The organism is Lentzea sp. NPDC058436, assembly GCF_042721515.1.
GTDB lineage: Bacteria > Actinomycetota > Actinomycetes > Mycobacteriales > Pseudonocardiaceae > Lentzea.
Genome location: NZ_JBHXLF010000003.1, coordinates 562,284 through 578,758 on the forward strand (window position 1 = coordinate 562,284; position 16,475 = coordinate 578,758).

A 16,475-nucleotide genomic window follows, 5' to 3' on the forward strand; every position below is an offset into this window, starting at 1 on the left:
GATCGGTTTTTCGTCAAGAAACGGTCAAACGCTCAGTCGACGAGCGGATCTTCAACGTGGGCAGCAGCTCGATCCGTTCGGCGGCCGTCACCTCGCCTTTCAGCTTCCGGAGCAGCAGCTCGGCGGCCACCCTGCCGACCTCGGTCTTCGGCGGCGCGACGGCCGTGAGCGGGATGCTGCCGAGCGACGCGACCACGTCGTCGTACGACACGACCGAGCACATGCCCGGCACGTCCATCCCGGCGTGGATCATCTGCTGAACCAGCATCAACGCGTCCTCGTCGCCGTGCAGCACCGCCGCCGTGGCGCGATGCGCGCGCAGCACGTCCACGAGCCCGGTGTCCGGCGAGCTCCGCACCGTGACCGCGTCCTCCAGGCCCGCGGAGATCTCCTCGAACGCCCTGCGCAACACGCGTGCGGTCGGGCTGTCGTCGCGTGCGGCCAGCACGATCCGGCGATGCCCCAGGTCCGTCAGGTGCTTCACGGCCAGATGCATGCCGTACCAGTGGTCGGAGCACACGGAGTTCATCGCGCGCAGCCCACCGCTCGGGCGGCGCTCCATGAGAACGGTCGGCACACCCGTGTCGGCGAGCCAGTCGTCCTCGGCCTCCTCCTCGGACGTGCGCCACCGCGGCGCCATCAGCATGCCCTGCACGGGCTCGGTCAGCGCCTTCTCAACGATGGGCCGTTCGGCGCCCCTGACCTGCGGCGCGATGTGCAGGACCACCCGCATGCCGGCCTCTTCGAGCGTCTTGCGCGCGCCGTTCATCGTCTCGTACAGGTACGTGTGGCGCTCCGGCACGACCAGCGCGATCGACCCGTTGGTGGCCTGTCTCGGCTCCGGCTGCTCGACCGGGGTGAGCGACCGCGCGACCCCGTGCCCGCGGCGCAGCCTGCCGAGCCGCGCGAGCTCCTCGACGTCGCGGCGGATCGTGACGATCGAAACGTCCAGTTCCTCGGCCAGATCGCTCACCTTGACCGTGCCCCGCGACGCCGTGACGGCCAGGATCCGCTGCCGCCGTGCCTCGCTGGACTCCCGCATGACCGACCGCCTGTTCGTTTGAGCGTTTTGGCGCGAGCATAGCTGACACGACTCTCAGCGACCGGGGACTAGCTTCGGCCGCGAGGGGGACACCGACATGAAGATCGTGATTCCAGGCGGGACCGGGCAGGTCGGCGGCGTGCTGGCCCGTGCGCTCAGGGCGGCGGGCCACGACGTGGTGATCATCAGCCGCAGCGCGGGCGTCCGCTGGGACGGCCACACGCTCGGTGCGTGGGCCGACGAGATCAACGGCGCCGACGTCGTCATCAACCTGGCCGGACGCAGCGTCAGCTGCCGCTACAACGCCGAGAACCTCCAGCAGATGATGCGGTCGCGGGTCGACTCTGCACGCGTCGTCGGCGAGGCCATCGCGAAGGCGGACGACCCGCCCGCCGTCTGGCTGCAGATGAGCACGGCGACGATCTACGCGCACCGGTTCGACGCGCCGAACGACGAGGCGACCGGCGTGATCGGCGGTCGCGAACCGGACGTGCCCGGCTACTGGGCGTACAGCGTCGAGATCGCCAAGCGCTGGGAGGCCGAGCTGGAGGAGGCCGACACACCGGCGACCCGCAAGGTCGCGCTGCGGTCGGCGATGGTGATGAGCCCGGACCGCGGCGGCGTGTTCGACTACCTGTCGTGGATGGCGCGGCTCGGCCTGGGCGGCCCGGTGGCGGGCGGCGGGCAGTACGTCTCGTGGATCCACGACGACGACTTCGTGCGAGCGGTCGCGCTGCTGATCAGGGAACCGATCGCCGGCGCGGTCAACCTCGCCGCGCCGGACCCGTTGCCGCAGAGGAAGTTCATGCGCGAGCTCCGGAAGGCCTGGAAGATGCCCGTCGGCCTGCCCGCGACGAGCTGGATGGCCGAGATCGGGGCGTTCGCGCTGCGCACCGACACCGAGCTGCTGCTCAAGAGCCGCCGGGTCATGCCGGGCAGGCTCCTGGAGGCGGGATTCGAGTTCCACTTCCCGAAGTGGCGGGAGGCGGCGCAGAATCTTGCCGAGCGCAGGAGGTGAGATGCCGAGGACCAACGACGTCGGCGGCCTGGACGGCTTCGGCCCGGTCGTGGAGGAGCTGGACGAACCGCCCTTCCACCACGACTGGGAGGCGCACGTGATGGCGATGAACCGCGGGCTGATCGTGCGGAAGGTCTACAACCTCGACGAGTTCCGCGACGCCGTCGAACGGACCATGTCGCACGAGTCCAGCTACTACGAGAACTGGTTCCGCGCCATCCGGACGCTCCTGAAGGAGAAGGGCGTTGTCTGAGCGCTACCACGCGGGCGACCGGGTGCGGACGTCCACAGTGGACCCGGACCACCACACGCGGCTGCCGCACTACGCGCGCGGCCACGTCGGCACGGTCGTCGGCAGCGACGGCGTCCACCCGTTCGCGGACCTGAGCGCACAGGGAATCCAGCAGCGCCAACAGGTCTACCTGGTGCGGTTCTCCGCCCGCGAGCTCTTCGGCCACGGCGACCACAGCGTGACGCTGTCCCTCTGGGAGGACTACCTCAGCGATGAGTGACGACCACGACGACTCCGCGATCGCCGCGCAGGTCCGCGACCTGGAAGCCGTGCTGGAGGAGAAGGGCCTGCTGGACGCCCAGGAGCTCGACCAGGTGCTGGAGGTGTTCGCGCACAAGGCCCTGCCCGCCAACGGTTTCCGCGTGGTCGCACGTGCCTGGACCGACCCCGGCTTCCGGACGCGCCTGCTGGACGACGCGAACGAGGCGTTGCCCGAGCTCGGCCTGTCGATGGGCGGCGGCCTGCAACCGCAGGTGCTGCACGTCGTCGAGAACACCGCGGAGGTGCACAACGTCATCGTGTGCACGCTCTGCAGCTGCTACCCGCTGTCCCTGCTCGGCGCCTCCCCCACCTGGTACAAGAGCCCGGCCTACCGCTCGAAGGTGGTCAGCCACCCGCGCGAGGTGCTGGAGCAGTTCGGCCTCGTGCTGCCCGAGTCCACGAGGATCGAGGTGTGGGACGCGAACGCCGAGTCGCGGTACATGGTGCTGCCGCGCCGGCCCGACGGCACGCAGGACCTCGCCGAGGCCGAACTGGCGGCACTGGTGACGCGCAACGGGTTGATCGGCACGGCGGCCGTGTAGGTCACCTCACCGGCACGGGGTCGTTCGTCAACGTCCGCACGGACGGGGAGGCGAGCATGCCCGCGGTCGCCAGCAGGCAGAGCGCGGCACACCCGAGCAATGCGGCGGACGTGCCGAACGCGTGTGTCACCGGCCCGACCGCGAGCTGGGCCAGCGGGATCGCCACGAACGACCCGAGCATGTCGTAGGAGTAGACCCTGGCGAGCCGGTCGGCAGGAACGTGCTGCTGCAGCGCCGTCTCCCACGCCACCGCGAACTGCTCCAGGCCCACCCCGGACACGAACGCGGTGACGAGCAGCAGCCACGGCGCCGGGTGCGCGACCATGACCACCGGCAACACCGCGAAACCCGCCACGAGCGCTACGCCGAGCAGCATCGGCCTGCGCACCTTGAGCCGCAGCACGACGAACGCGCCGACGACCATGCCCGCGGTCTGCGCGGCCAGGATCAGGCCCCACGTCTCACGCCCGAACGTCGTGTCCGCGAGCGCCGGTCCGAGCACCATGACGCCGCCGACGAAGGCCGCGTTGACGAACATGAACCCCACGACGATGACCCAGACCCACTGCCGTGACACGACCTCCGACCAGCCGATCTTCAGCTCGGACAGCACCGACGGCTTGCGTTCGGCGGTCAGGCGGGCGGCGGGTACGCGCACGAACGCGAAGAACACCCCGGCCAGCCCGAACGAGAGCGCGTCCACCGCGAGTCCCCAGCCGGGACCGGTGAACGCGATCAGCAGGCCTCCCAGCGCCGCACCGCCGATGCGCGCGCCGTTCACCCCGAGGCGCAGCAAAGCGTTGGCCTGCAGTCGCTCCTCGACCGGCACGGTCTGCGGCACCAGCGCCATGGAGGCCGGGAGCGAGAACGCGCTCGACATCCCGTTGACCACAGACAGCACCACGAACCACGTCACCGACGCCGTCCCGGTCAGCACGAGCGCCGCGATCAGGGCCTGGCTGGCGAAGCTGACCGCGCACGACCCGGCGAGCACGAGCTGACGCGGCAGCCGGTCCGCGACCACACCGCCCCACAACAGGAACACCGCGTTCGCCACCGACCGCGCGGCGACGACGATGCCCAGTGACGTGATCGACGAGGTCAGGTCGAGGACGGCGAAGGCCAGTGCGATCGGTGCCAGCGAGTTGCCGGCGATGGTCGTGACCCTGCCCGCGAGCAGCCATCGGAAAGCCGGATGCGCCAAAGGCGCGAGTGAATCCCCCATGCGAACAACCTAGTGCGGTGACCACAATCCTCACCGGGTTGTGGTCACCGCACTAGGGGTGCGCGGGAGCCGCCCGACCCTCGTGGATCGAGCGGCTCCCGGTCATCGCACCCTCGGGTGCGATGAGGCGATGACCACCGCGGCGGCGACGGTCACCAGGTTCTTCAGGATGTACTGGGCCTCGAACGACGCCCGCAGCGGACCGGCCCACATCTCACCGGGGAACAACACCAGCGGTGTCGACACCAGCACGACGTGGCCGACCAGCAGCACCGCGCACAGGCGTGGCGCGCGGAAGCTCAGCAGAACCAGTGCGATCCCGATCTCGGTGATCGCGGCACTCAATCGGGCCAAATCCCCGTGGACGATCCCGAACGTCAGCGCGGACACCGTGCGTTCGACGAGATCTTCGGCAGGGCTGCCACCGGGAAAGAGCTTCAACACGCCGAACCAGAGGTACACGACCCCCAGGCCGATGCGCAGCAACGGAATTCCCGACTCCCGCGCAAAACGAGTCAGGCGTTCCCGCGCGTTTTCGCGGCGTGTGGTTTCTGGACTCGGCATCTGATCTCCCTCTCCTGTCTGACTGCCACCATCCGGTCAGACAGGAGGAGCGAGGGAGATCAGTCGCCCAGCGGGTTCAGCAGGTCCGCCTTGCCCTCGAAGGCGAACAGCAGCAGGTCGACCATGCGGAACGTGCTGGAGTCCGGTCCGAGCGTCGGCCGCCAGTACGGCGAGCGCACGATCGAGATCCGGCTGCCCTCCATCGCGCGGTGGAAGACCTCCGCGGTGATCCGGCCGCCGACCGGGCCCAGCAGGCCGCCCCCGACCTCCGCCTCGCGCAGGACGTAGAACCACAGCGGGGTCGCCTCGACCAGTCGCGCCCGCTGCTCCTCCGACAGGCCCTCGACGACCGCGCCGCCGTCGCCCACCAGGATCTGCTCGGCGGTGAGCGGTTCGGCGCAGAACAGCTCGGCGATCTGCTGACCGGTGGCGAGCTCCATCATCGAGGCCCTGGTCAGGTTCCGGAACGCGAGGTTGCGCTCGATCTCCCGGAACTGGGTGCCGCGCCCGCCGAACGTGCCGGCCGGGAGCCGCGTCAGCGGGTCGACCAGCAGCGTGTCGATCCGCTTGGTGACGTTGCCGCCGGTCTCCGCGGGCGGCACCAGGTCGTCCCGCTCGGCCTCGGTGAAGTCGTACAGCCGCCGGAAGTCCGCGATCCAGTTGCTGGGCAACGTGAAGAGCGGGCCGCGGTTCACGTCGTCGAGGTCACCCGGCGTGCGGGAGCCAGGATCGAAGTTGCCGGCCACGCCGGTGAAGGTGAACAGCGCGAACAACGTCGCGATGCCACCCGGTCCCGCCGCGTTGAACACGCGGTTCCACTGGTACTCGTCGCGGACCTGGCTGTGCCCGAAGCGGTACGAGGCGACCGAGAACTCGACGGGCATGGTCGGCGAGTCGTCCCGGTACCGGCCCGGCACCTCGAAGAACCTGCGGCCGTGGGTGAAGACGTCGTCCACGATCGCCTGGTCGATGATCCGCGGCAGGAAGTCGGTCCTGAGCATCCACTGGTAGTGCCGCACCACGAGTTCCTTGGCGGCGCGGAACAACCGCGTGCCCGTGAGGCCGGTGAGCGCGAGCTCGTCGACCACGCGGTTGTGGAAGCGGATGAACGCGAGGTGCGTCTGCGCCACCACGAGGTTCTCGTCGTTGCGGGCGTCCGGGATCAGCGGCAGCCGCCGGTCCGCCGCCGTGCCTGCCGTACCGCCGCGGCGCGGCAGGTCGAAGCCCTCGAACGGGACGTTGGTGCCCTCGTCCGGGAACGGCACCGGCGTCGTGGTGCCGACCTTGAGCTTCACGCCGTCCTGGGCGTAGAAGACCTGGTCGTCCTTGTCGCGCGGGCCGCGGCCGTAGACCGAGTCGAGGTCCAGCGCCGGCGAGCGGCCCTGCACCAGCTCGTCGAGGTTGACGTCCTGCCCCAGCTGCGACTCGGTGCGGTCCATCGTCAGGTCGTGGTCGACGAACTGGCCGAGGTAGGTGAACCCCGCCGGAACGGCCGGTTCCACCGAGTCGGGCTGCGGGACGTTCGCGGTGATCGCGGTCGCGAGGGCGGTCCGCGTCTCCTCGTCCGTGCGCGGCCCCTTCGGCCCCAGTCGCGAGAACCGGAACCTGCGCAACTCCTCCGCCGTGGAGGGCTGACGCGTGGTGGCCTCACCTTTGTCGTCGAATTCCAGCACACCTTCGCCCACGACGAAGAAACTGTCGCGCACGTGCCTCTTCATGTTTCCCCCTGTGTCCCCTCTGCCAGGCAACCTGTTCTCCCCAACAAGCACCTGCCCCACCGCCAGTCTCCGTACGGACGAAAATACCGTCGAAGCTTTTGCTCAAAACCAAAATGTGGTCGCACACCGGATACGAGGCCCCCGAGAATATTCCTGAGAATCAACGAATCGTCGATCTTGCGAATTCGGATCTTGGATTCATTCGCCGCCGCCGCGAACCACCGCACGGGCGACGAGCCTCGGGGTGGTTTCGGCCGGCCGCGCAGCGGGTACAGCTGCGAAATGCTCGAAGTCACGGTGACCGAGTCGTCGCCTGCCTCCACCCTCATCACCGTCTCCGGTGAACTCGCCGGTCACGGCGCGGAACGGCTTCTCTCCCGCCTCGACCGGCTCCTCGACAACGGCCACCGCTACGTGGTGCTCGACCTGTCGGGCGTGCGGTTCTGCGACTCCAGCGGCGTGAGCGCCCTGGTCCGCGGACACGCCCGCGCGTCGGCCGCGGCGGGCGGCCTGAAGGTCTCGGCGGCGTCCGACCAGGTGACACGGGTGCTCGACCTGACAGGCCTCGCGCGGATGCTGGGCCTGCAGTCCACAGTGGAGGCTTAGGGGCGGACCGCCTCACGATCTCCGGAAGTGCCATGATGGCGGGGTGGAGTCCACGCGCATCGACCGCTGGCTGTGGGCGGTCAGGCTGACGAAGACCCGCCCGGACGCCGCTCAGGCGTGCAGGGGCGGCCACGTGCGCATCAACGACAAGCCCGCCAAGCCCTCCGCGACCGTCGTGCCCGGCGACCAGGTCCGCGCCCGCGTCGGCGACAAGACCAAGGTCGTCGAGGTCGTCCGCGTGATCCAGAAGCGGGTCGGCGCGGAGGCCGCGGCGACGTGCTTCATCGACCGCACTCCCAAGCCGCCGCCCGAGATCCCGATCGCACGGCGTGACCGGGGCGCCGGCCGTCCGACGAAGCGCGAACGCCGGGTGCTGGACCAGTTCCGGTCACAGAACTAGTTCTGCGAGCTCCGTCAGCGACGCACCGAGCGGCAGGTCGACGCGGTGCGACGCGTGCGGGTCGCCGCGCGTCTCACCCCGGTTGATGATCACGACGGGAATCCCGGCCGCGGACGCGCGGCGCACGAACCGCAGCCCGGACATGACCGTCAGCGAGGAGCCGAGGACGAGCAGGGACCGCGCGCCGTCGACAAGCGAGTAGCACTGCTCGACGCGTGGGCGCGGCACGTTCTCGCCGAAGAACACGACGTCCGGCTTGAGCACGCCGCCGCACTCCGCGCACGGCACGACCTCGAAGCCGCGCACCTGCTCCTCCGGCAGGAACACGTCGCCGTCCGGGTTGATCTCGTCCGTCGTCGCGTGGAAGTCCGGGTTGGCCTCTCGCAGGCGGCGGTCGAGGTCGAGACGCGGCGAGAGCAGCCTGCAGTCGAGGCAGATCACGCGGTCGAGGCCGCCGTGCAGTTCGACGACGTCCGACGAGCCCGCGGCCTGGTGCAGGCCGTCGACGTTCTGGGTGATGACGCCGGCGAGCTTGCCCGAGAGCCTGCTGACGGCGTGGTGGCCCGCGTTCGGGTGCGCGCGGGCGATGGTGCGCCAGCCGACGTGGCTGCGCGCCCAGTACCGCTGCCGGCCGGCCTGGCTGGAGGTGAACTCCTCGTAGGTCATCGGGGTGTGCTTGCGCAGCGACCCGCCCTCGCCGCGGTAGTCCGGGATGCCGGACTCCGTCGAGAGGCCCGCGCCGCTGAGCACCAGCACCCCGCCCCGCGCGACGATCGGCACGACGTCGGCGAGGGTGGAGGTGCGCGGCAGCGACGGGCCGGGGTTCGACCAGGTCAGAGTGGGCCTCGTTCGCACTTCACCAGCTTACGTACCACTGTCGAATCTCTGCCTCCGCTGCGGCGACGTTGCCGTTCGACGGGGCCGTGACCAGCGCGAACTGGCGTCCGGGACCTCCGTTGAGCAGGAGCTTGTCGCCCTGGACGCTGGACGCCGCCGAGCTGATCACCAACGGCGAGCGCAGCGACCCCGGGAGGTGGAGTTCGGTCGGCGCGGAGCCTCCGTCCGAGTCCCAGACGATCACCGCGAACGGCGCCGAGCCCACCAGCGCGCGGACGTTCGGCAGCGGGATCTGCTGCCAGGTCTGGTAGGCGCGGTCCTCGTAGGTGAACGCGAGCGTGGAACCCGCGACGGCCTGCGGGTAGACGCGGTCGACCAGGGCGCGGTCGACGTTGAGCACCGCGTTGCCGGCCGCGTCGAGCTTGACGGCCGAGAAGTGCTCGTCGTTCATCGCGTCGCCGTCGGTCTTGACCTTGTCCGGGTTGTCGTTCATCAGCTCGCGGTGCCGGCCGTAGTTGGTGTCCCAGTGCCACTGGCTGCCCGAGAGCACGCTGCCGCGCGGCGCCGACCACCAGCGCGCGCCCGGTGCCGTCGAGTCGAGGCCCTGGTAGATCGCCTTGAGCACGGACGGCGTCTTGTCGGAGGTGAAGCCGGAGACCGGGTGGCCGAACTCGGAGACGATCGCGGTGGTGCCGAGCGCCCTCGCGCGGTCGCGGATCGTGCCGAACGCCTGGGTGTACTGGCCGTCGCCCGCCTTGCCCGGCATGAGGATCCCCGACTGCGCCTTGCCGTCGTAGAAGTGCGCGTTGAACACGAACCTCTCGCCGAGCGACGGGACCAGGGTCAGCCCGCCGGGTTCGGCGAAGAAGTCCACGTTCTGATTCCAGAACACGAGCGGCTCCACGAACGCGGGCTTGTGCGTCCACCCCGCCTGGTCCATCTTCGCGCGGAACCGCTGGTAGAACGGCATCAGGAGGTCGCGCTCCCACGTCTGCGAGGTCTGGCCGGCGTCGTACTTGCCGGCGTACGGCTCGTTCAGCGGGTCGACGCCGACGACGAGCTTGAACTCGTTGGCGGGCAACGCTTCCCTGACGTGCGTGAGCGCCGCGCCGGCCGCGTTGACGAACGAGTCCTGCACACCGTTGCGGTTGTGCCAGAAGTCGTAGGTGGCGGCGGTGACGGCGTTGTTGTTCTTCATGTTCTGGCCCCAGTGCACGCAGATCCCGCACGACTCCTTGGGGTACCCGCTCGCCGCCCACGCCGGCGCGCCGTCGCCGGTGTACCAGCTGTCCTTGTTGAACAGGTGGCGCGAGTACAGGTCCTGGTGGAAGTCGAGGTAGACGCGGATCCCCTCGCCAGTGAAGGCGCGGAGCTGCGCCGTCACGCCGTCGAGGTAGGTGTGGTCGATCTGACCGCGCTGCGGCTCGATCCACGCCCACGTCAGCAGGAACCGCACGGCGTTCGCGCCGGTCAGCTGCTTCATCGCCAGCGCGGACCTGCGCGCGTCGGCCGTGTTCGCGAACGGGAGCCCGCGGTACTCCGCGAGTTTCGCCGTGCCGGAGACGTTGAAGCCGCGCAACACCACCTCACGGCCGTGTTCGTCGCGGAAGACCCCGCCGGACACGCGCAGCTCCGAGCCGTCGAAGTCGGCGCGTGCCGGGGTGACCACCAGGGAGAGGAGGAAGAGGACTACCAGGAGAACCGCTCGCCGCATCGCCGCCGCCTTTGGGAACGTGAACGAGATTCGCATTGCACCGTAGCGGGTGGAACGGCGTGACGGCTAGTGTCGCGGCGGTGCGCAACGACGTGATCAGTCGCGACGACGTGCCCGTGCTGGAGCACACGGTCGCCGACGAGCTCACCGCGATGGCCGAGGCGTGGGACTGGTTCGAGAACCTCGTGGGTCTCCAGGGGCGCAGGATGTTCGCCCGCGTGGACGAGTCCGCGGGCACCTACACCGTCTGCACGCCGCTCAAGCCCGGCGACTCCTTCGACCTGGCGGTCGGCGTGCTGCCGGGCGGGCGGTACCGGCGCGCGGTGCTGGAAGGCGAGCCGCCCGAGTTGTACGGGCGGATCGGCGCGGCCATGGAGGAGCTCAAGGCCCTGGGGCCCTGGGACTCCTCCCGGCCGCTCGTCGAGTTCTACCGGCGGCACACCGCGATCGAGCTGTGGGTGCCGGTCAGCTGAACGACGCCGCCACCAGTTCGGCGGTCTTGGCCAGCAGCGGTTCGTCGGCGCCGCCGGTCGGCTCGTCCTTGCGCGTCGAGAGCACGGCGATCACGATCGGCGCGCGGCCGACCGGGAACGCGATGCCGACGTCGTTGGTGGTGCCGTAGCTGCCGGTGCCGGTCTTGTCGCCCCAGCGCCACGCGGCCGGCAGGCCGGCGCGGATGCGGTTGCCGCCGGTCGTGTTGGCCAGCAACCACTTCGTGAGCTGCTCGGAGTCGTTGGAGTTGAGGGCGTGGCCCAGCGTCAGGCGGGCGTAGCTCTGGCCGATGGCGCGCGGCGACGTCGTGTCGGTGACGCGACCCGGTTCCGCGGAGTTCAGCTCCGGCTCCCAGCGGTCGAGGCGCGTGACGGGGTCGCCGATCGAACGGCTGAAGCGGCTGATCGCCGTGGGGCCGCCGAGTTCCCTGAGCAGCAGGTTCGCCGCGCAGTTGTCGCTGAAGGTGATGGTCGCCTCGCACAGGGCCGAGACGGTCATGCCATTGGCGAGGTTCTCGGGCTTCCCCGTGACCGGTCCGTAGCCCGACTTGTCCACATCGGACTGGGTGTAGGTGATCACCTTGCCCAGCAACGTCCCGTCGCGGTCCTTGCGCAGGATCGCCGCCGCCGCGATGGTCTTGAAGGTCGAGCACATCGGAAAGAGCTCGTCGGCCCGGTGCAGCACCGTGCGACCGGTGCCGGTGTCCGTCGCGAACACGCCGAGCCGCGCGTTGTGCTGCTTCTCGAGCTCGCGCAGCCTGCCGGTGATCGTGGAGGCCTGCGCCTGGGCCGGAACCGCCACGGCCAGCGCCGCTCCCGCACCCAAGGTCAGCACCGCACGTCGGTTGAAGCTCAACGTCCTGTCCCCTTCTCCCGAAACCTCTCCACAGGACAGGACGCGCGGGAGATCAACTGGTTGTCACCCGATCCGGCGCCAGCACGCGAGGTAGGTGAGCGCGGCGATCAGCGACCCGGCCGACGCGAACGTCCCGGCGCCCAGGTAGATCACCCACTCGTCGGCGTTCAACCCCTCGTTGGCCAGCGAGAACCCCCACAGGATCCCGCCGAGCGCGAGCGTGGCGACTGCGACGAGGGACCAGAACACGACCAGCACGACCCTGCCGACGCGCCGCGGTCCGGTGTAGGGCTGGAGGGATCCCTTGCGCTGCAACCACCACGCGGCGAGCGCCGCGATCGCGAGCGCGATGCCGTCGGCGGCGAGGGTGTCGCTGAGGCGGTGCCACTTCGCGGTCAGCGTGTACTGGCCGATCGCCGTCGCCCACGGCAGCACGAAGAACAACAGGACACCGCGCCACTTCCACGGCACCACGATGATCGCCGCGAACAGCACCGTCATCGCGATCGTCGTGTGTCCACTCGGGAGGCTGTTGTGCGCGTAGTCGCCGGTGACCTCGACCAGCGCCGGACGCGGCAGGATGAACCGCTTGAGCGCCTGCACCACGACCTGCCCGGCGACGATCACGCCGACCGCCGCGATCGTGAGGTCCCAGCGCTTTCTCAGCACGCCGACGAGCGCCACAGCCACGACCGCGGCGGCCAGCGAGTAGACGGTGATCTGACCGAGCGCCTGCCAGGCGGCGTCCGTCTCGGACACGTTGTCCTGGTCGGCGCCGCGCAGGGCCGCGTTCTCGATGGTCTGGCCGGCGCGCGTCAGCACCGCGAGCACGTACACGACCGCCGCGAAGACGAATCCCGCCGCCGCGACCACGGGCCACCGTCGAAGGTTCACGCTTGCCCACTCTGCCGCCGTTCGGCCCAGCGCGCCGGATGAAGATCACCGGCCGGGCGGCCTCGACGGCTGACCGATCCTGTCGAGCACGGCCGTGATCGCGAGGTCCACGGTGTGCTCGAACTCGGCGTCGCGGTCGAACTCCGCCAGGTGCGGCGCCGTCCTGACCACCGCCGGCAGCCCGGAGGTCTCCAGCGCCCGGCGGCGTTCCCCGTCGTCGCCCCCGAACGCCGGCGCGGCCGACAGTTCGCGCAGCAACGTGCCGATCAGCGTGGCCAGCAACATCCGCAGCAGGTGCACGGACTGCTCCGGTGTGGCGCCCGCGGCCAGCAAGACGGCGAGCACCGCGTCGACCGGCGCGAGCCCCTCCAGCGACGACAGCTGGCGGGTGAGCACGAGCGGCGCGGCACCGGGGTGGGCCAGTGCGCGCGAGCGGAACGCGGTCGCGATGGCGTGGAGGTCGTGACGCGCGTCGCCGGTCGGTTCGGGCAGCACCAGACCACCCAGCAACTGCTCGGCGACGGCGTCGAGCAACCCGTCCTTGCCGTCGACGTGGTTGTAGAGGCTCTTCGCGTCGACCCCGAGCGCCCGCGCGACCGAGCGCATGCCCACGCCCGCCACGCCCTCGGCGTCGATGACCTGCAGCGTCGCCGCGACGATCGACTCGCGGGACAGCAGCGGCGTCCGCGGACGGCCTCGGCGGGTTCCAGTCATCCGGCCATTGTGCCTTGCGAATGCCCACACCGTGGGTTTAACCTTCGAATTAACCCACGGTGTGGGTATTGGAGGGGTGATGGGTTTCAGCAGGATCGACACGCTCGACGGCATGGACGTCGACGGCGGCCCCGGCGCGCGCCTGCGTGTCGTGCGCGAGCGCGGCGAGGCGTTCCGGCGGGAGTTCGCCACCACCGGCACACCTGCCAGCATCGTCACGCGCGACCTGGTGACGCTGCCGTACCCGACGCGGTTCGGGCTGTTCAGGGCGTCGCGGGCGATCGCGCCGTTCCTGTCGATCACGAACCGCATGCTGGTGATCCGCTGGGACGACGGCGGCCGTGAGCGGATCCTGCTGTTCGAGCCGAGCGACCACGAGTACGGCCGCTACACGCCGTACTTCGAGGACCTGTCGGAGCGCACGCCCGACGTGGTGGAACGGCGCGTGGTCAAGGTCCACGGCACCGTGCCCGGCCACCTCGACCAGCTGGGCATCAGGCCTGAGGACGTCGACTACCTGATGTTCGACCACCTGCACACCCAGGACCTGCGGCGCTGGATCGGCGCCACGCCGTACTTCCCGAACGCCAAGGTGATCGTGCAGCGCGACGAGCTGGCGGCACTGACCGACCTGCACCCGTTGCAGAAGCCCTGGTACCAGCCAGCGACCTACCGCGACCTGCCGCAGGACGCGTTCCTGCCGATCGACGGCTCGGTCGTGCTGGGTCCGGGCGTCGCGGTGATCAAGACCCCCGGCCACGTCTTCGGCAACCAGAGCCTCGTCGTCAACACGTCGACCGGCATCTGGGTGAGCAGCGAGAACGTCATCGCCGCCGAGGCCCTGACGCCCGAGCACTCGAAGCTGCCGGGCCTCGCGGCCTGGTCACGGCGGTGGCAGCAGGAGGTCGTGCTCAACGCCAACAGCATCGAGAGCACCGCCGACCAGTACAACTCCATCGTCCTGGAGAAGACGCTCGCCGACCGCAGCCAGTCCGACCCGCGGTTCCTGCAGTTCTTCCCCTCCAGCGAACTCACCGGCGCCTGGACGAACCCCGGCACCAAGCCGACGTTCAGCCACGGCCAGATCGTCCACTGAGGAGCTTCCGACATGTCCGACCGCTTCACCTTCCCGTCCAAGGAAGTACTGCAGGCACGCGAAAAGCTCGTGCTCGACCACTTCCGCGACGAGGTGGCGCACGACTGGGACGCCACGCTCTCGACGTTCCCGCACCCCCACTACGAGGTCATCGCCCAGATGGTCGTCCACGACGGCGACGACGCGGTGCGGCAGTACTACACCGACACGCGCGTGGCGTTCCCCGACCAGCACCACGAGCTGATCTCGTTCCGGCACAGCGTCGACGCCGTGATCGTCGAGTTCTGGCTGCTGGGCACACACCTGGGGCCGCTGGGCAAGATCCCGGCGACCGGCGGCAAGCACCGCACGCGGATGAACGCGTACTTCATCTTCGACGAGAACGAGAACCTGGTCACCGAGCGGATCTACTTCGACCAGCTCTCGGTGCTGAAGCAGGTGATCGGCGGGATCGACCGGCGCAAGCCCAGCGGTCTGGGCAAGTTGTTGCAGGTGTTGCGCGGAATGCTCGCGATGTCGGGCAGCCAGCCGGACGAGCGGCTCACCCGGACGACGCCGCCGTCGCTCGACTAGATCCGGATCAGCTTGCGCTCCACGGCGGTCGTCACGGCCGCCGTCCGCGTCTCCACCCCGAGTTTCGTGAAGATCCGCACCAGGTGGGTCTTCACGGTGGCCTGACTGATGAACAGCTCCTTCGCTATGTCCTTGTTGGCGAGGCCCCTGGCGAGGCACTCGAGGATCTGGATCTCGCGCTTGCTGACCTTCGGCGCGGGATCGCGGACCTGACCCAGCAGCCGTTGCGCGATGTCCGGGGAGAGCACGGTCTGGCCGGTCGACGCCGTGTGCACGGCCTGCTTCAGGTCCTGGGGGTCGCAGCCCTTGAGCAGGTAGCCGATCGCGCCCGCCTCGACCGCGCGCACGATGTCGGCGTCCGAGTCGTAGGTCGTCAGGATCACGACCTGCGGACCGTTCTCCATCGCGCGGATCCGCCTGGTGGCCTCCACGCCGTCGATCCCCTTGCCCAGCTGGAGATCCATCAGCACGACGTCCACCGTGGGCGCCTTGGTCAGCGACTCCTCGCCGGTGGCGGCCTCGATCACCTCGAAGTCGCGCGACAGCAGCCCCGACAGCCCGAACCGGACCACCGGGTGGTCGTCGACCACCAGCACCCTCACGGCGTCGGCACCGTCACGGCCACCGCGGTTCCCTCCCCCGGCGCGCTCTCCACCGACACCGTGCCGCCGAGCTCGGTGATGCGGCCGCGGATGGACGCCAGCCCGTAACCGCGGCCCTCCTCCGGTTCCACCTCCTCCGGGTCGAAGCCGCGGCCGTCGTCGACGACGTCCATCGACACCGCGTCGCCCAGGTACGACAGCGTGATCGCCACCCTGCCGGCCCCCGAGTGCTCGAAGACGTTGGCCACGGCGCCCTGCGCGACCCGCAGCAACGCCACCTCCGTCTGCACGCTCAGCGCGTACGGATCGCCGTCGATCTCCACGTGCGGGACCAGCCGGTGCAGCGCTTCGACCAGCGTGCCGTGGATCGGCGTGAGGTCACGCACGAACCGGCGTGCCTCGCCCAGGTTCTCCCGCGCGACCTCGGCCGCCTTCTCCGTCTCCCCTAACGAGAGCATCAGGTCGATGCTGGAGAAGCCCTGCGCGAGGGTGTCGTGGATCTCGCGCGCGAGGCGTTGGCGTTCCTGCAGCACACCGGCCTCGTGCAACAGACGCGCGCGATCGAAGAACACCGCCGCCGTCAGCACCGCCACCCCGACCGGGCCGAGCACCAGCGACCAGTCGAACGTCGCCGCCAGCCTGACCTGGGCCAGCACCACGGCGGCCGTCAGCACACCCGCGACCGGCAACGCCACCCGCGGCCTGAGCTGGCGCAGGCACTGGAAGAACAGGGGGATCGCGCACCAGCCGAAGCTCGGCGCGAGCCACACGAGCACCAGCCACACGGCCAGCACGACCGGCAACGTCCGCGGCCACCGCACGCTCGCGGGGTAGGCCAGCCCCAGCGCGGCGGCCAGCCCGAGCACGACGAGACCGGCGCCGTGGTACGCGACGTACCGCGCCGCCGACGCCGTCAGCAGCACGTAGAAACCCGCGTGCATCGCCCTGTGCAGCCACACACCGGCGACACTAGGCGACCCGGAGGGCACCACGGGTCAACCGATGGGTTGAACCCCGGTTCAACCATCAC

At 69.9% G+C, this 16,475-nt stretch carries 20 protein-coding genes; 9 read left to right on the forward strand and 11 right to left on the reverse strand.

The window, feature by feature from the left end:
* Nucleotides 1-13 precede the first annotated feature (13 nt).
* Nucleotides 14-1,042, reverse strand: coding sequence for a substrate-binding domain-containing protein (locus ACFWN2_RS16410; RefSeq protein WP_382428306.1), 1,029 nt, complete (start codon nucleotides 1,040-1,042; stop codon nucleotides 14-16).
* Nucleotides 1,043-1,139: 97 nt separating this feature from the next.
* Between ACFWN2_RS16410 and ACFWN2_RS16415 the strand changes: the two genes are divergently transcribed.
* From ACFWN2_RS16415 to ACFWN2_RS16430, 4 genes are read left to right on the forward strand one after another with little or no spacing between them, the layout of a single operon-like run.
* Nucleotides 1,140-2,060 (forward strand): epimerase, encoded by a 921-nt coding sequence (locus ACFWN2_RS16415; RefSeq protein ID WP_382428307.1) that lies wholly within the window; start codon nucleotides 1,140-1,142, stop codon nucleotides 2,058-2,060.
* A gap of 1 nt (nucleotide 2,061) precedes the next feature.
* Nucleotides 2,062-2,313, forward strand: coding sequence for a hypothetical protein (locus ACFWN2_RS16420; RefSeq protein WP_382428308.1), 252 nt, complete (start codon nucleotides 2,062-2,064; stop codon nucleotides 2,311-2,313).
* A complete protein-coding gene (locus ACFWN2_RS16425; protein WP_382428309.1) occupies nucleotides 2,306-2,572 on the forward strand; it encodes an SH3-like domain-containing protein in 267 nt (88 codons plus the stop codon). Before ACFWN2_RS16420 ends, ACFWN2_RS16425 begins: the two co-directional genes overlap by 8 nt.
* The gene (locus ACFWN2_RS16430) at nucleotides 2,565-3,155 is read left to right on the forward strand and encodes a nitrile hydratase subunit alpha (protein ID WP_382428310.1); all 591 of its coding nucleotides are present in this window, start codon (nucleotides 2,565-2,567) and stop codon (nucleotides 3,153-3,155) included. The genes ACFWN2_RS16425 and ACFWN2_RS16430 overlap by 8 nt, the downstream gene beginning before the upstream one ends.
* A gap of 1 nt (nucleotide 3,156) precedes the next feature.
* Here the strand turns inward: ACFWN2_RS16430 and ACFWN2_RS16435 are convergent, their stop codons facing one another.
* From ACFWN2_RS16435 to ACFWN2_RS16445, 3 genes are all read right to left on the reverse strand, one after another.
* Nucleotides 3,157-4,380, reverse strand: coding sequence for an MFS transporter (locus tag ACFWN2_RS16435; protein ID WP_382428311.1), 1,224 nt, complete (start codon nucleotides 4,378-4,380; stop codon nucleotides 3,157-3,159).
* A 102-nt stretch (nucleotides 4,381-4,482) separates the two neighbouring features.
* Nucleotides 4,483-4,944, reverse strand: coding sequence for a hypothetical protein (locus tag ACFWN2_RS16440; RefSeq protein WP_382428312.1), 462 nt, complete (start codon nucleotides 4,942-4,944; stop codon nucleotides 4,483-4,485).
* Between the two features lie 59 nt (nucleotides 4,945-5,003).
* Nucleotides 5,004-6,662 (reverse strand): heme peroxidase family protein, encoded by a 1,659-nt coding sequence (locus ACFWN2_RS16445; RefSeq protein WP_382428313.1) that lies wholly within the window; start codon nucleotides 6,660-6,662, stop codon nucleotides 5,004-5,006.
* Nucleotides 6,663-6,944: 282 nt separating this feature from the next.
* Here ACFWN2_RS16445 and ACFWN2_RS16450 point away from each other — a divergent pair, with 282 nt between their 5' ends.
* Together ACFWN2_RS16450 and ACFWN2_RS16455 are read left to right on the forward strand one after the other, a co-directional pair.
* Nucleotides 6,945-7,268 (forward strand): STAS domain-containing protein, encoded by a 324-nt coding sequence (locus ACFWN2_RS16450; RefSeq protein WP_382428314.1) that lies wholly within the window; start codon nucleotides 6,945-6,947, stop codon nucleotides 7,266-7,268.
* A gap of 43 nt (nucleotides 7,269-7,311) precedes the next feature.
* Nucleotides 7,312-7,668 carry an RNA-binding S4 domain-containing protein gene (locus tag ACFWN2_RS16455; RefSeq protein WP_382428315.1) on the forward strand — a complete coding sequence of 119 codons (357 nt, stop codon included), beginning with the start codon at nucleotides 7,312-7,314 and terminating at the stop codon, nucleotides 7,666-7,668.
* On the opposite strand, the gene ACFWN2_RS16460 is transcribed toward ACFWN2_RS16455, so the two are convergent.
* Nucleotides 7,657-8,523 carry an NAD-dependent protein deacetylase gene (locus ACFWN2_RS16460; protein WP_382428316.1) on the reverse strand — a complete coding sequence of 289 codons (867 nt, stop codon included), beginning with the start codon at nucleotides 8,521-8,523 and terminating at the stop codon, nucleotides 7,657-7,659. The two genes, ACFWN2_RS16455 and ACFWN2_RS16460, sit on opposite strands and share 12 nt — an antisense overlap.
* 1 nt (nucleotide 8,524) lies before the next feature.
* The gene (locus tag ACFWN2_RS16465) at nucleotides 8,525-10,219 is read right to left on the reverse strand and encodes a cellulase family glycosylhydrolase (RefSeq protein WP_382428317.1); all 1,695 of its coding nucleotides are present in this window, start codon (nucleotides 10,217-10,219) and stop codon (nucleotides 8,525-8,527) included.
* A gap of 59 nt (nucleotides 10,220-10,278) precedes the next feature.
* Here ACFWN2_RS16465 and ACFWN2_RS16470 point away from each other — a divergent pair, with 59 nt between their 5' ends.
* Nucleotides 10,279-10,692, forward strand: coding sequence for a GyrI-like domain-containing protein (locus ACFWN2_RS16470; protein ID WP_382428318.1), 414 nt, complete (start codon nucleotides 10,279-10,281; stop codon nucleotides 10,690-10,692).
* Here the strand turns inward: ACFWN2_RS16470 and bla are convergent.
* The 3 genes from bla to ACFWN2_RS16485 all read right to left on the reverse strand — a co-directional run bounded on the left by bla (nucleotide 10,685) and on the right by ACFWN2_RS16485 (nucleotide 13,174).
* The gene (bla, locus tag ACFWN2_RS16475; RefSeq protein ID WP_382428319.1) at nucleotides 10,685-11,566 is read right to left on the reverse strand and encodes a class A beta-lactamase; all 882 of its coding nucleotides are present in this window, start codon (nucleotides 11,564-11,566) and stop codon (nucleotides 10,685-10,687) included. The genes ACFWN2_RS16470 and bla overlap by 8 nt on opposite strands.
* A gap of 63 nt (nucleotides 11,567-11,629) precedes the next feature.
* Nucleotides 11,630-12,460, reverse strand: a complete 831-nt coding sequence (locus ACFWN2_RS16480) for a phosphatase PAP2 family protein (protein WP_382428320.1) — start codon at nucleotides 12,458-12,460, stop codon at nucleotides 11,630-11,632.
* Between the two features lie 45 nt (nucleotides 12,461-12,505).
* Complete coding sequence (locus ACFWN2_RS16485; RefSeq protein ID WP_382428321.1) at nucleotides 12,506-13,174, reverse strand: TetR/AcrR family transcriptional regulator; 669 nt, start codon at nucleotides 13,172-13,174, stop codon at nucleotides 12,506-12,508.
* Nucleotides 13,175-13,253: 79 nt separating this feature from the next.
* On the opposite strand from ACFWN2_RS16485, the gene ACFWN2_RS16490 reads away from it, so the two are divergent.
* Both ACFWN2_RS16490 and ACFWN2_RS16495 read left to right on the forward strand, forming a co-directional pair.
* Nucleotides 13,254-14,270, forward strand: coding sequence for a hypothetical protein (locus ACFWN2_RS16490; protein ID WP_382428322.1), 1,017 nt, complete (start codon nucleotides 13,254-13,256; stop codon nucleotides 14,268-14,270).
* Nucleotides 14,271-14,282: 12 nt separating this feature from the next.
* Complete coding sequence (locus ACFWN2_RS16495) at nucleotides 14,283-14,843, forward strand: ester cyclase (RefSeq protein ID WP_382428323.1); 561 nt, start codon at nucleotides 14,283-14,285, stop codon at nucleotides 14,841-14,843.
* On the opposite strand, the gene ACFWN2_RS16500 is transcribed toward ACFWN2_RS16495, so the two are convergent.
* Together ACFWN2_RS16500 and ACFWN2_RS16505 are read right to left on the reverse strand one after the other, a co-directional pair.
* Nucleotides 14,840-15,445, reverse strand: coding sequence for a response regulator (locus tag ACFWN2_RS16500; protein ID WP_382428324.1), 606 nt, complete (start codon nucleotides 15,443-15,445; stop codon nucleotides 14,840-14,842). The two genes, ACFWN2_RS16495 and ACFWN2_RS16500, sit on opposite strands and share 4 nt — an antisense overlap.
* Nucleotides 15,442-16,404 carry a sensor histidine kinase gene (locus tag ACFWN2_RS16505; RefSeq protein ID WP_382428325.1) on the reverse strand — a complete coding sequence of 321 codons (963 nt, stop codon included), beginning with the start codon at nucleotides 16,402-16,404 and terminating at the stop codon, nucleotides 15,442-15,444. The genes ACFWN2_RS16500 and ACFWN2_RS16505 overlap by 4 nt, the downstream gene beginning before the upstream one ends.
* Nucleotides 16,405-16,475: the final 71 nt, after the last annotated feature.

Coding starts and splice junctions, on each gene's coding strand:
- ACFWN2_RS16410 (WP_382428306.1), bottom strand. CDS start 1,042: ATGCGGGAGTCCAGCGAGGCACGGCGGCAGCGGATCCTGGCCGTCACG.
- ACFWN2_RS16415 (WP_382428307.1), top strand. CDS start 1,140: ATGAAGATCGTGATTCCAGGCGGGACCGGGCAGGTCGGCGGCGTGCTG.
- ACFWN2_RS16420 (WP_382428308.1), top strand. CDS start 2,062: ATGCCGAGGACCAACGACGTCGGCGGCCTGGACGGCTTCGGCCCGGTC.
- ACFWN2_RS16430 (WP_382428310.1), top strand. CDS start 2,565: ATGAGTGACGACCACGACGACTCCGCGATCGCCGCGCAGGTCCGCGAC.
- ACFWN2_RS16435 (WP_382428311.1), bottom strand. CDS start 4,380: ATGGGGGATTCACTCGCGCCTTTGGCGCATCCGGCTTTCCGATGGCTG.
- ACFWN2_RS16440 (WP_382428312.1), bottom strand. CDS start 4,944: ATGCCGAGTCCAGAAACCACACGCCGCGAAAACGCGCGGGAACGCCTG.
- ACFWN2_RS16445 (WP_382428313.1), bottom strand. CDS start 6,662: ATGAAGAGGCACGTGCGCGACAGTTTCTTCGTCGTGGGCGAAGGTGTG.
- ACFWN2_RS16450 (WP_382428314.1), top strand. CDS start 6,945: ATGCTCGAAGTCACGGTGACCGAGTCGTCGCCTGCCTCCACCCTCATC.
- ACFWN2_RS16465 (WP_382428317.1), bottom strand. CDS start 10,219: ATGCGGCGAGCGGTTCTCCTGGTAGTCCTCTTCCTCCTCTCCCTGGTG.
- ACFWN2_RS16485 (WP_382428321.1), bottom strand. CDS start 13,174: ATGACTGGAACCCGCCGAGGCCGTCCGCGGACGCCGCTGCTGTCCCGC.
- ACFWN2_RS16490 (WP_382428322.1), top strand. CDS start 13,254: ATGGGTTTCAGCAGGATCGACACGCTCGACGGCATGGACGTCGACGGC.
- ACFWN2_RS16495 (WP_382428323.1), top strand. CDS start 14,283: ATGTCCGACCGCTTCACCTTCCCGTCCAAGGAAGTACTGCAGGCACGC.